This is a genomic window from Streptomyces sp. bgisy027, from assembly GCF_057710365.1.
This window is the reverse complement of the sequence record NZ_JBYIVZ010000014.1, coordinates 142,291-154,606: the sequence shown is the minus strand read 5'-3', so window position 1 is coordinate 154,606 and position 12,316 is coordinate 142,291. Positions and strand designations below refer to the sequence as shown.

The 12,316-nt window shown below is 73.8% G+C and carries 10 protein-coding genes and 1 pseudogene; 9 read left to right on the top strand and 2 right to left on the bottom strand.

From position 1 onward, the window contains the following. Window positions 1–34 precede the first annotated feature (34 nt). Window positions 35–1,000, bottom strand: coding sequence for an ATP-binding protein (locus tag AC3ETA_RS16900; RefSeq protein WP_432193701.1), 966 nt, complete (start codon window positions 998–1,000; stop codon window positions 35–37). A gap of 167 nt (window positions 1,001–1,167) precedes the next feature. On the opposite strand from AC3ETA_RS16900, the gene AC3ETA_RS16895 reads away from it, so the two are divergent. The 4 genes from AC3ETA_RS16895 to AC3ETA_RS16880 are packed head-to-tail and all read left to right on the top strand — an operon-like array spanning window position 1,168 to window position 6,206. Beyond that, window positions 1,168–1,701 carry a GNAT family N-acetyltransferase gene (locus AC3ETA_RS16895; RefSeq protein WP_432193700.1) on the top strand — a complete coding sequence of 178 codons (534 nt, stop codon included), beginning with the start codon at window positions 1,168–1,170 and terminating at the stop codon, window positions 1,699–1,701. Between the two features lie 3 nt (window positions 1,702–1,704). After that, window positions 1,705–3,189, top strand: coding sequence for an ABC transporter substrate-binding protein (locus tag AC3ETA_RS16890; RefSeq protein ID WP_432193699.1), 1,485 nt, complete (start codon window positions 1,705–1,707; stop codon window positions 3,187–3,189). A 3-nt stretch (window positions 3,190–3,192) separates the two neighbouring features. Continuing rightward, complete coding sequence (locus tag AC3ETA_RS16885; protein WP_432193698.1) at window positions 3,193–4,983, top strand: ABC transporter permease subunit; 1,791 nt, start codon at window positions 3,193–3,195, stop codon at window positions 4,981–4,983. After that, on the top strand, window positions 4,980–6,206 hold the full coding sequence (locus AC3ETA_RS16880) for an MDR family MFS transporter (protein WP_432193697.1): 1,227 nt from the start codon (window positions 4,980–4,982) through the stop codon (window positions 6,204–6,206). The genes AC3ETA_RS16885 and AC3ETA_RS16880 overlap by 4 nt, the downstream gene beginning before the upstream one ends. A gap of 127 nt (window positions 6,207–6,333) precedes the next feature. Here AC3ETA_RS16880 and AC3ETA_RS16875 read toward each other — a convergent pair whose 3' ends face one another. After that, window positions 6,334–7,092 (bottom strand): CDP-alcohol phosphatidyltransferase family protein, encoded by a 759-nt coding sequence (locus tag AC3ETA_RS16875; protein WP_432193729.1) that lies wholly within the window; start codon window positions 7,090–7,092, stop codon window positions 6,334–6,336. A 108-nt stretch (window positions 7,093–7,200) separates the two neighbouring features. On the opposite strand from AC3ETA_RS16875, the gene AC3ETA_RS16870 reads away from it, so the two are divergent. The 5 genes and pseudogenes from AC3ETA_RS16870 to AC3ETA_RS16850 all read left to right on the top strand — a co-directional run. Continuing rightward, on the top strand, window positions 7,201–8,184 hold the full coding sequence (locus AC3ETA_RS16870) for a zinc-dependent alcohol dehydrogenase (protein ID WP_432193696.1): 984 nt from the start codon (window positions 7,201–7,203) through the stop codon (window positions 8,182–8,184). Between the two features lie 150 nt (window positions 8,185–8,334). After that, window positions 8,335–8,733: a 6-pyruvoyl trahydropterin synthase family protein gene (locus tag AC3ETA_RS16865; RefSeq protein ID WP_432193695.1), complete on the top strand. Its 399-nt coding sequence runs from the start codon at window positions 8,335–8,337 to the stop codon at window positions 8,731–8,733. Between the two features lie 59 nt (window positions 8,734–8,792). Continuing rightward, entirely contained in the window at window positions 8,793–9,974 is a 1,182-nt protein-coding gene (locus AC3ETA_RS16860) for a glycosyltransferase family 4 protein (RefSeq protein WP_432193728.1), read from the top strand. Further along, window positions 9,971–11,065, top strand: a complete 1,095-nt coding sequence (locus tag AC3ETA_RS16855) for a class I SAM-dependent methyltransferase (RefSeq protein ID WP_432193694.1) — start codon at window positions 9,971–9,973, stop codon at window positions 11,063–11,065. The genes AC3ETA_RS16860 and AC3ETA_RS16855 overlap by 4 nt, the downstream gene beginning before the upstream one ends. Continuing rightward, window positions 11,062–12,273 (top strand): annotated as a pseudogene (locus AC3ETA_RS16850) (lysylphosphatidylglycerol synthase transmembrane domain-containing protein); the annotation flags it as partial. The gene AC3ETA_RS16855 and the pseudogene AC3ETA_RS16850, both read left to right, overlap by 4 nt. Window positions 12,274–12,316: the final 43 nt, after the last annotated feature.

The following is a 12,316-nucleotide window of genomic DNA, read 5'->3' as shown; positions in this document are numbered from 1 at the left end:
ACCGTCGTCGCTCGGTGGGTCGCGAGGGAGGCGATCAGGTCGTAGGCGGACGGCAGGCCGATGCCGGCGGGCCCGGCACGAAATCCGGGTCCACCTGGGCCGCCAGGTCGCCGCCCGTCCGGTCGTCCGCCCAGGCGCGGGCGTTGCGCAGGTGGAAGTCGACGGCGTGGCGGTGGGTGGTCGGCCAGTCCTTGTCGCAGGCGTCCACCGACTCGCGCAGGACGTTCAGGGCATGGACGTTGTGGGCCTCCAACTCGCCCCGTTCCCTGCCCTGCTCGGCCGCCCGGACCCAGGGGGACTGGACGAGGTGGGTGAGGAGGTCGTCGCCGACCTCCTCCTTGAGGAAGAGCAGGTCGTCCTCGCCGGTCACCTTGTTGCCGACGACCGCGACGCGGATGCCGAACTCGCGGGCGTGGTCGCGGTACTGGCGGTAGACCGAGACGCCCTTGCGGGTGGGCTCCGCGACCAGGAACGTCATGTCGAAGCGGGTGAACAGGCCGGAGGCGAAGGCGTCCGCGCCCGCCGTCATGTCGACGACCACGTACTCGCCGGGGCCGTCCACCAGGTGGCCGAGGTAGAGCTCGACGCCGCTGAGCTTGGAGTGGTAGCAGGCGACCCCGAGGTCGCTCTCGTCGAACTCGCCCGTGACCATCAGCGGCACATCGCCCACGCGCCGGACGTGACGTGTGTGCAGTTCGTCGTCGCCGAGGAGGCGCAGCAGGCGGGAGCCGCGGCCCGGCGGGGTGGTCTTGATCATGGCGTCGGCGGAGGGGATGCGCGGGTTGGTGCCCCGCAGGAACTCCTTGATGTCGCGGACGTGGGCACCGAGGGGCGGGGCGTCCAGGGCGGCGCCGGTGTGCCCCAGCGCCTCGGCGAGGTGCTGGTTGATGTCGCCGTCGATGGCCAGCACCGGCGCGCCGGAGCCGGCGAGGTGGCGGGTGAGGAGTGCCGACAGCGTCGTCTTGCCGCTGCCGCCCTTGCCGACGAACGCGATACGCATCAGCGGCCCGCCTTCGCGACCAGGGGCACCTTGTTGAAAATGGATGTCATGTGGTTAGGTTGGCCGTGGCTCATGATCACTGTCAAATCACATGGGCCGTAAGAGGGGTGCGAGGTCCGTGGGGGCCGTAGTGATCTCCTGTTTTGCTTAATGCATAGGATGTGCAAGTGCATGACTTCAGCATCAGGGCGGCGAGCCCGGACGACCTGGACAGTGCGCGAGCCCTGATGCTCGACACCGTCCACCGCGACTTCGGCACCGGCTACGTGCCCCGCTGGCACGCGGACATCATCGATCCGGCCGCCGCCTACCTCGCCTCACCCCGCCACACCCTCCTCGTCGCGCTCGACCCCAGCGGCGTCGTCGTCGCCACGGCCGCGCTCGACTCGCGCGGCCCGGCCCACCCGCCGAACCCGCGCGACCTCGCCGAGCGCTACCCCTCCGGCACGACCGCGCAGCTGCGCCGTGTCTACGTCCGCGCCGAGCACCGCAGGCGCGGGCTCGCCCGGCGGCTCGTCCATGAACTGCTCGCCTTCGCGGCGGCCGACGGCGGCTACCGCACCGTCTATCTCCACACCGACCCCGAGGTGCCCGGCGCCGAGAGCTTCTGGCGCTCCCTGGGCAAGGTCGTGCACGACGAACGCGAGGACACCGACGGCGGCAACGGCGTCGTCCACTTCGAGATACCGATGGAGCGATAGACCGTGCGACGCCGATTCCGTCCGATCCTCGCCCTCGCCCTCGCCCCGGTGCTGGCCGGTTGCTTCGCCTCCGGCGGTGGCGGCAGCGACTCCGCTGCGACCGGCTCCCGCCTCCGGGTCGCCCTCGCCTTCCCGCCCGCCGAGAACCTCTCGCCCTACGGCGCCGACGCCACCATCCTCAGCCGCCTCGGCGTCACCGAGGGCCTGACCGCGCTGGACCCCAACGGCACCGCCACCCCCGCCCTGGCCGCCTCCTGGCGCCGGGAGAACGAGAAGACCTGGCTGTTCACCCTCCGCGAGGCCACCTTCCAGGACGGCTCGAAGGTCACCCCGGCCGCCGTCGCCGCCGCCCTCACCCACGCCGCACAGGCCGAGCCCGCCCCGGCCGCGCTCGAAGGAGTCACCCTCACCGCGAAGGCGGAGGGCGGCGGCGTACGGGTCACGACCGGGGCCCCCGACCCGATCCTGCCGCTGCGGCTGTCCAGCCCCTCCCTCGCCGTCCTCTCCGCCAAGGCTTACAAGGAGAAGGACGAGGTCGACCCGGTCGGCACCGCCACCGGACCCTATGAACTCACCAAGGTCATGGGAACCACCGCCGCCACCCTCGACCGCTACGACGACCACTGGGGCGGACGCGCCCAGGCCACCGGTATCGACGTGAAGTTCGTCGCCGACGGCACCGCCCGCGCGAGCGCCCTGCGCACCGACCAGGTCGACCTCGCCGAGGCGATCCCCGTCGCCCAGGCCGCCACCCTCGACAAGGGCACCCGCGAGGCGACCGCCACCACTCGCACCACGAGCCTGCTCCTCAACTCGCAGCAGGGCCCCTTCAAGGACGCCGCGCTGCGGGCCGCGGCCCGCGCCGCCGTCGACACCTCCACGCTCGCCGAGGACGTCCACGAGGGATATGCCGACCCCGGCACCGGCATCTACGGCCCCGCCGTCACCTGGGCCGCGGGCAAGCGGACCGACCCCGTCGGACGGGCGGAGCCCGGCAGGCCCGACGGGACCCGCGTCACACTCGCCACGTACGACAACCGGCCCGAACTGCCCGAGGTCGCCCAGGTGCTGAAGCAGCAGCTGGAGAAGGCCGGGTTCCAGGTCACGCTGGAGGTGCGCGAGTACTCACGGCTGGAGAGCGACGCGCTGGCCGGAAAGTTCGACGCGTTCGTCCTTGCCCGCAACACCCTCGTCGACACCGGTGACCCCGTCTCCGTCCTCGCCAGTGACTACACCTGCGACGGCGGTTACAACCTCGCCCAGCTGTGCGACAAGGACGTCGACCGGGCCGTCGCCGAGGCCGAGCGCGCCACCGACACCGCCGCGCGGCAGGACGCGGCGATGGCCGCGGAGGCCCGCATCCTCGGCACCGACGCCGTCGTACCGCTGGTCCACCAGCGGATCATCACCGGCGTCGGGACCTCCGTCAGCGGTGCGCTCCTCGACCCGTACGAGCGCGCCCTCGTCGGCATCGGCACCCGGCGCTGACCCGTGCGGCACCAGGCAGTCACGCTCCTGTGGCGTGCGGGGATCGCGGCCGCCCTGGTGTGCGCCATCGGCGTACTGCCCTGGCTCTCGCACACCGACCCGGCGCTCACCGTCCTCAAGGCCCGGTCGGCCGAACGCGACCCCACGCCCGAGGTGCTGGCGGACATCCGTGCCCAACTCGGTCTGGAAAAGGGACCGCTCCGGCTCCTCGGCGACTGGCTGGGCGGGCTGTGGCACGGGGACGCCGGCCGGTCCTGGATCTCCGGCAGCGAGGTCACTCCCGCCGTGCTCCAGGCCCTCGGCGTGTCCCTGCTGCTGATGGCGGTGGCCCTCGCGGTCGCCGCCGGCACCGCCGCGCTGATCTGCGCGCGCACCCTGTGGCTGGGGGCGCGGCAGCGACTGGACGGACGTCGGGCCGCGGGCAGCGGCTCGGCGGTCCTCGCCGCGCTGCCCGAGTTCCTCACCGCCTCCGTCCTCGCCACCGTCGTCGGCGTGCAGCTCGGCTGGCTGCCCGCGCTCGGCTGGTACGGCTTCCAGTGGACGATCCTGCCCGCCCTCGCCCTCGGCCTGCCCGCCGGAGCCGTCCTCGGCCGGCTCCTCGACGACCTGCTGCCCGGCGCCTTCGCCGAGCCCTGGGCGCTCGCCGCCACCGCGCGCGGACTTCCCGGCCGCACCGTCGCCCGACAGGCCCTGCGCCGCTGCCTGCCCGGACTGCTGCCCAACACCGGCCTGTTCGTCGTGGGCATCACCGGCGGGGCGGTCACCGTCGAGCAGATCTACGACATCCCCGGCCTCGGCCGCACCACCCTCCAGGCCGCTCTCGCCCAGGACCTGCCCGTCCTCCAGGCCGGCACGCTCGCCCTCGTGCTGCTCGCCGCGGTCGCCGCCGCACTGGCCCACCTCCTCACCCGCCTGCTGATGGGCCCGGCCCTGCGCGACGGCGCGCTGCCGTCCCCGCACCGGCCGGCACCGCCCGCCCGCCGCTTCCCGCCCCTCGCCCACGGCGGCCTGCTCCTCGCCGTCATCGCCGTCGGCCTGCCCCGTGACCCACTGGCCCTCGACACGGGCGAACGACTCGCCGCGCCCTCCGGTGCGCACCCGTTCGGCACCGATGCCCTGGGCCGGGACGTCCTCGCCCGTGTCGCGCACGGCGCCCTCGACACGCTGCTGCTCGCGCTCGCGATCACCGCCGTCACCCTGGTCACCGGGCTGGCGCTCGGCCTGCTGCCGCGGCTGTCCGGGCCGGTCGTCGACACCGTCACCGCACTGCCGCCGGTCCTGGTCGCCCTGCTCGTCACCGCGATCGTCGGCAGTGGCGGCACCACGCCCGCCCTCGCTGTCGCCGCCGTCGCGTGGACACCGCTCGCCGCCCACACCTCGGCGCTCCTACGGCAGGAACGCGCCGCCCTCCACCTCACCGCCACCCGCGCCCTGGGCGCCGGCCGCTGGTATCTGCTGCGCCACGAACTGCTGCCCGCCGTCGTGCCGCCGGTCACCCGGCACGCCCTGCTCCGGCTGCCCGGCGTCGCCCTCGCCCTCGCCTCGCTCGCCTTCCTCGGCCTGGGCGCCCAGCCGCCCTCCCCGGAGTGGGGGCTGCTCCTCGCCGAGAACCAGCCCTACGCCGAGCGCGCCCCCTGGGCGGTCCTCGCCCCCGCCGCCGTACTCGCCCTGCTGGGCGCGCTGGCGGTGACGGCGGCCGCAGGCGTGCGGGGGCGCAGGCGCACGGCCCCGCGCGAGGTGACGGACGTGCCCGGGAAACAGCCGGAACCGAGGGAGTTGGTGACGGCCGGATGAGGCCGTCGACAACCGGCCTGCGCAAGGCGGCTCCGGACCGGCTCCGCCTTTCCCCTCTCCTCCGCCTCCTGATCCTCACCCAACTCGCGTTCAACATCGGCTTCTTCGCCGTGCTGCCCTTCCTCGCCGAGCACCTGGGGCAGGCCGTCGGGATGGCGGGGTGGCTGGTCGGGTTCGTGCTGGGGCTGCGGACGTTCAGTCAGCAGGGGCTGTTCGTGGTGGGCGGCGCGCTGGCCGACCGGTACGGCATCCGGCCGGTCGTGCTCACGGGGTGCGTGCTGCGGATCGCCGGGTTCGTGTGGCTGGGGTACGCGACAGCGACCTGGGCGGTCATCGGGGCGGTGCTGCTGATCGGCTTCGCCGCCGCCCTGTTCTCACCGGCCGTGGAGTCCGAGGTCGCCCGCCAGGCCGTGCTGTGGGAGGAGACCGGCGGCGGCTCGCGCACCCGGGTGCTCGCGCTGCTGACGGTTGCCGGTCAGGCGGGCGCGTTCGTCGGCCCGCTGCTCGGCGCGCTGCTCCTGGCGGTGGATTTCCGTACGGTCTGCCTCGCCGGCGCCGCAGTGTTCGTCCTCGTCCTCGCCGGTCACACGTGGCTGCTGCCGCAGCGCATACCCGGGCGGGGCGGCGTCCGACTGCGCGGCGGTCTGGGCAAACTGCTGCGCAACCGCCGTTTCCTCGCCCTGTGCTGCGCGTACGGCGCCCATCTGCTCGCCTACAACCAGCTCTACCTCGCGCTGCCCGACGAAGTGGAGCGCGCCACCGGCTCCCAGGCCGCGCTCGCCTGGCTGTTCGCCCTGTCCTCGCTGCTGGTGGTGATCGCCCAGCTGCCCGTCACCCGCTGGGTGGGGGAGAGGCTCACCCCGCGCCGGTCCATGGTGGCCGGTCTGCTGCTCGTCGCGGCGGGCTTCACGGTCGTGGCCGCGGCGCGCCCCGCCCACTGGACGGGTACGGCGGCCCTGCTGCCCGCGGCCGGCTTCGTCGTCCTGCTCACCCTCGGCCAGATGCTCGTCGCACCGGTCGCCCGCGCCTGGATCCCCGACCTCGCCGAGGAGGGCCGACTCGGCCTCTACACCGGTGCGTTGTCCTCGATCTCGGGCCTGATCGTCCTCATCGGGAGCTCGGCGACGGGAACCCTCCTGGACACGGGCTTGCCGGCGGCTGTGCCGTGGCTGGTGCTGGCGGCCGTACCACTGGCGGCCATAGGGGTGCTCCCTCGCCGCTGAGGCCCGGCGGGCGCGGTTCGGCAGCGCCGAAAGGGGCGCGGGCTGTATCGATTTGCGGCTCCGCCGCGTGGGCGCGACCAGCCAGTACGGTGCCGCGGACGACCGGCGGCATGTCGCGGCCCTGCGTTCAGGACGCCACCAGCTCCCGAACCTCCGGCACCGAGACCCGCTCGGTACGCGACGTCCGGTACAGCCACATGATGTCCCGCCCGAACGACCAGACCAGCGCGGCCAGCGCGACCGCGGCCACCGCGAACGTCGCCGCGTACGGGAGCCAGCCCGACGCGGCCAGCAGCAGGAACACGCCCTGCGTCGCGGCGACCGTCTTGCGGGCCGTGCTCGGCGGGAGCGGCGCGTTCAGCCAGGGCCAGACGCGGGCGGCGGCGACGAAGCCGTAGCGCATCGCGCCGATGAGGAGGACCCACGGGCCCAGCGACATCGAGACGTACACGCTCAGCACCAGGATCAGGAACGCGTCGACCTCCATGTCGAAGCGCGCGCCCAGCGCCGTGGACGTGCCCGTGCGGCGGGCCACCTTGCCGTCCACGCCGTCCAGGATCAGCGCGACCGCCGTCAGGCCCACGAAGAGCGTGACCGGCGGCGAGCTCTGGAAGGAGTCCGCCACGAGAGCCGTGACGCCGCCCACCAGCGTCGCGCGGCCGAGGGTGACCCGGTTCGCCGGACCGAAGGAGCGCAGCCCGGACCGGTGCAGGGCCAGCGACAGCAGCGCCCAGGTCGCGATGGCGAAGACGAGGCCGGTCAGCCAGCCCGCCGGCCCCAGGCCGATCGCCGATCCGAGCAGGGCCAGCAACAGGATCTGCACGCCCGCTCCCACAGCGGTCTCCTGCTGGACCAGCCTCGCGTCGTAAGTGTTGTTCAGGGCCACCGCACATTCCTCCGGCCAGATGACAGAGTCGATCAAGGCCGCGTACTGTGCGCGACCTGTGCACACCTCGGTACGTGCAAGGCTTCACGATCGTTCAGGAGGATTCCGATGAACCGCGCCGCACGTGCGTTCTGGCTCAGCTCTCCGGGTGAAGGAGAGATCCGGGAAGCCGTCCTTCCGGAGCCGGGCGAGGACGAGGTGCTGGTGCGGTCGCTGTACTCCGGAGTCAGCCGGGGCACGGAGACACTCGTGTTCCGCGGGGGCGTCCCCGAGAGCCAGCACACGGCCATGCGGGCACCGTTCCAGGAGGGCGAGTTCCCCGCCCCGGTGAAGTACGGCTATCTCAGCGTCGGGGTGGTCGAGGCCGGGCCGACGGCACTGGTCGGCCGTACGGTGTTCTGCCTGTACCCGCATCAGACCCGGTACGTCGTCCCCGCGAGCGCCGTGACCGTCGTACCGGACAACGTGCCCGCCGCACGCGCCGTCCTCGCCGGCACCGTCGAGACCGCCGTGAACGCTCTCTGGGACGCAGCACCCCTGGTCGGCGACCGGATCGCCGTGGTCGGCGGCGGCATGGTCGGCTGCTCGGTGGCCGCGTTGCTGGCCCGCTTCCCGGGCGTACGGCTTCAGCTGGTCGACGCCGATCCCCGCCGGGCCGAGGTCGCCGAGGCCCTCGGCGTCGGATTCGCCACGCCCGAGGACGCGCTCGGCGAGTGCGATCTGGTCGTCCACGCCAGCGCCACCGAACAGGGCCTGAGCAGGTCGCTCGAACTGCTCAGGGCCGAGGGCACGGTCCTCGAACTCAGCTGGTACGGCGACCGGCGCGTCGCCCTCCCGCTCGGCGAGGCCTTCCACTCCCGGCGGCTCGTCATCCGCAGCAGCCAGGTCGGCACCGTCTCCCCGGCCCGCCGTTCCGGCCGCAGCTACGCCGACCGGCTCGCCCTGGCGCTGGACCTGCTCGCCGACCCGGCCCTCGACGCCCTCGTCACGGGAGAGAGCGCTTTCGACGAGCTGCCCGAAGTGATGCCGAAGCTCACCTCCGGGGAGATCCCGGCCCTCTGTCACCGCGTCAGGTACGCGGACACGCCCTGACCGACTCGTTCATCGCCGGACGGCAGGAGCGCCTGACCTGAGAAAAGAGTGAGAGTCGGCTGAACACGGGGAAGCGAAGAGCCGTACTACACGACATCCCCGGCAGCGATCAGCGGGGGATGAGGAGCGCCGCACCTGGAGGGTCGTCCGTTGTTCAGCATCACCGTCCGCGATCACATCATGATCGCCCACAGCTTCAGCGGCGACGTCTTCGGACCCGCGCAGCGCCTGCATGGAGCGACGTTCCTGGTGGACGCAACGTTCCGGCGCGAGCAGCTGGACGACGACAACATCGTCGTCGACATCGGACTGGCCACACGGGAACTGGGTGCCGTCGTCGGTGAACTGAACTACAGAAACCTCGACAGCGAACCCGACTTCGCCGGGATCAACACCTCCACCGAGTTCCTCGCCAAGGTCATCGCCGACCGCCTCGCCGAGCGGATCGAGAAGGGCGCGCTGGGCGAGGGCGCCAAGGGCCTCGCCGGCCTCACCGTCACGCTGCACGAGTCGCACGTCGCCTGGGCGAGTTACGAGCGTGCCCTGTGACCGACGTGACGCTGCAGAAGAACGTGGCCCGCAACGGGAACGGCGCCCTCGGCAAGGACATCACCCCGGACAAGACGGAGAAGACTGCGCTCGGCTACCTGCCCGTGCAGCACTCCGTCCTGAAGAACGCCGAGATCATCCCCATGTCCCTGCGCTCCGTGCACTTCGTCCTGCCGGGCGGCGTCGACGACCTGGCCGCGCCGAGCGGCGGCAACGCCTACGACCGGCGCGTGTGTCTGGACCTGCCCGGCTTCGGCTGGCAGGTGCACAAGCACGCGGTGGACGGCAACTGGCCCCGCCCCGGCGCCGAAGCCCGCGCCGAACTCGCCCGCACGCTGCGCGAGTTCCCGGACGGCACGGTCGTCCTGCTGGACGGGCTGGTCGCCTGCGGGGTGCCCGAGATCATCGTGCCGGAGGCGGAGCGGCTGCGCCTCGCGGTCCTCGTCCACCTCCCGCTCGGCGACGAGACGGGGCTGGAGCCCGCTGTCGCCGCGGAGCTGGACGCCCGGGAACGCACCGTGCTGCGGGCGGTCGACGCGGTGATCGCGACCAGCGACTGGGCGGTGCGCCGCCTCGTCGCCCATCACGGCCTCGCCCCCGAGCGCGTCCATGTCGCAGCGCCCGGCGCCGACATCGCGCCCCTCGCCGCCGGCACCGACGGTGTCTCCCGCCTGCTGTGCGTGGCCGCCGTGACACCGCGCAAGGGACAGCACCGGCTGGTGGAGGCGCTGGCCGCGGTGACCGACCTGCCGTGGAGCTGCGTCTGCGTGGGCGGACTGAACCAGGACCCCGGGTACGTGGCCGAACTGCGGGCCCTGATCGCGAGGCACGGCCTGGAGGACCGGCTGATCCTGGCGGGCCCGCAGGCCGGCGCCGAACTCGACGCCAGCTACAACACCGCCGACCTCATGGTGCTCACCTCCTACGCCGAGACGTACGGCATGGCGGTGACCGAGGCGCTGGCCCGCGGCATCCCGGTGCTGGCGACGGACGTCGGCGGGCTCCCCGAGGCGGTCGGCCGGGCCCCCGACGGCGGTGTCCCCGGCATCCTCGTCCCGCCGGAGAACCCGGCCGCGATCGCCGTCGAGCTGCGCGGCTGGTTCGGCGAGGCGGACGTACGACGCCGGCTGAAGGCGGCGGCCCGCGGGCGGCGCGCCGCGCTGAACGGCTGGGCCGGCACGGCCCGCAGCCTGGCCTCGGTTCTGGGCCGACTGCCGAACGAACCCCGGAGGGCGGCATGAGGAAGACGGCGACGGCACAGAGCGGCGGGACGATCCCGACCCAGCCGGGGCCCCTGGAGGCGACGGACTCGACGCACCGCGGGGCGGGCGTCGACGACCAGGGCGGCCCGCACAGCGAAATCGTTTCGGTGGAGGGTGACATGGGTGCTGCGTCCATACCGTCGGCGTCCGATGCCGATGCCGTGATCCTCGGGGCCGGCCCCACCGTCCGGCCCGGCGAGCGGGCCACCGTACGGCTGCGGGACACCGGGCCGGACGACCCGCCGCGGTACGCGCCCGAGTGGCTGGAGCTGCGGGAGGGCGCCGATGCCTCCGCGCGGGCGCACGACCTGCTCGACCCGCTGCGGATCCGGCTCGCCAACCTGCCGGCCCGGTCAGGGGGACTGGTCATCCACGACATCGGCTGCGGCACCGGCTCCATGGGCCGCTGGCTCGCGCCCCATCTGGACGGCCCCCAGCACTGGGTCCTGCACGATCGCGACCCCTACCTCCTGCACTTCGCCGCCGTCGCCTCCCCGCGCTCCTCCGCCGACGGCAGCCGGGTCACGGTCGAGACCCGCCGCGGCGACGTCGGCCGGCTCACCCCGGACGCCCTGCAAGGCGCCTCCCTGGTGACCGCGTCCGCGCTCCTCGACGTCCTCACGGTCGAGGAGATCGGCACCCTCGCCGCCGCCTGCGCGGGCGCGGGCTGCCCGGCGCTGCTGACGCTCTCCGTCGCGGGCCGTGTCGAACTCACCCCGTCCGACCCGCTGGACGACGAGATCGCCGAGGCGTTCAACGCCCACCAGCGGCGCTCGGGACTGCTCGGCCCCGACGCGATCACGGTGGCGGCCGAGGCGTTCTCCGAGCACGGCGCGACCGTGCAGGTCCAGCCGAGCCCGTGGAAGCTCGGCCCCGGCGAGTCCGCGCTCACCGCCCAGTGGCTGCGCGGCTGGGTCGGCGCGGCGGTGGAGCAACGCCCCGAACTGCGCGAGCGCGCCGACCGCTACCTGGCCGAACGCCTCGCCGCCTGCCAGGCCGGCGAACTGCGGGTCGTCGTCCACCACAGCGACCTGCTCGCGCTGTGCCGGCCGACGGGCGGCGCGTCATGACCGTGGAGACGGTGGCACGGGCCCGCGCCGAGCGCCGGGCCCCGAGGCCTCGCATCCGCCGCGCGGAACGGGCGGGAGAGAGGGGCGTGGGCGGCGACGCCGTCCGGGCCGAGCCGAAGGGTTCGCAGGAGCGCGCGGGTTCGGCCGGGCGCGCGGGCGTCGCCGTCATCGACGCTCCGGCGGTCGCCGGTGTCCAGGCGTCCCGTCCGGCCGCCCCCGTCCCGGCCACCGCCGTCTCCCCGGCCCGGATCGGTGTCGTCGTCACCGAGGCGCGGGCGGGAGCGGCGAAGGCCGAGCCGGCTCGCAGTCGGCCGCGCGGAGTGCTCGCGCGGGTCAACACCCCGGCCTTCCGTACCCACCTGGGCACGGTCGTCGGCATTGTCATCCTGGTCGTGCTGTTCTGGCGGCTCGGCACCGGTGTGTTCCTCGACGGGCTGCGGCGGATCGACGGGGCGGCACTGGCCGGCGGGCTCGGGATCGGGCTCGTCACCACCGTGTTCAGCGCCTGGCGCTGGCAGTTGGTGGCCCGGGGGCTGCGGATCCGGCTGCCGCTGTGGCCCGCCGTCGCCGACTACTACCGTGCCCTGTTCCTCAACGCAGCCCTCCCCGGCGGCGTCCTCGGCGATGTGCACCGGGCCGTACGGCACGGGCAGAGCGCCGGTGACATGGGGCGCGGAGTGCGCGCGGTCGTGCTGGAGCGGACCGCCGGCCAGGTCGTCCTCGCGGCCTTCGGCGCCGTCGTGCTGCTGACCATGCCGTCACCGGTGCTGAACCAGGCCCGCGACATCACCCCGCTCATCCTGTTCGCCGGGGTGGGCGCGCTCGCCGTCGTGGCCGCCGTACGCATGAACCGGGCGCCGTCGCGGCGCGACCGGAGCCGGCCGTCCGCGCTGCGCACGACGCTCGACGAGGCCCGGGAAGCCCTGCTGTCCCGCCGCAACGGCCCTGGCGTCGCCGTCTCCTCGGCCGTCGTGCTCGCCGGACACATCGGGATGTTCGTGCTCGCCGCCCGCGTCGCCGGCTCCGACGCCTCCGTGGCCGCCCTGGTGCCGCTCGCGGTACTGGCGCTGCTCGCGATGGGACTGCCCCTGAACGTCGGCGGCTGGGGCCCCCGGGAGGGCGTCACCGCCTGGGCGTTCGGCGCCGCGGGGCTCGGCGCGACCACCGGTCTCGCGGTCGCCGTCGTGTACGGCGTCCTCAGCTTCGTGGCCGCACTGCCCGGTCTCGTCGTCCTGGTAGCCCGCTGGTACA

Bases quoted from the DNA above. Each gene is read 5' to 3' on its own strand.
- AC3ETA_RS16900 (WP_432193701.1), bottom strand. From the start codon at position 1,000: ATGCGTATCGCGTTCGTCGGCAAGGGCGGCAGCGGCAAGACGACGCTG.
- AC3ETA_RS16880 (WP_432193697.1), top strand. From the start codon at position 4,980: ATGAGGCCGTCGACAACCGGCCTGCGCAAGGCGGCTCCGGACCGGCTC.
- AC3ETA_RS16870 (WP_432193696.1), top strand. From the start codon at position 7,201: ATGAACCGCGCCGCACGTGCGTTCTGGCTCAGCTCTCCGGGTGAAGGA.
- AC3ETA_RS16855 (WP_432193694.1), top strand. From the start codon at position 9,971: ATGAGGAAGACGGCGACGGCACAGAGCGGCGGGACGATCCCGACCCAG.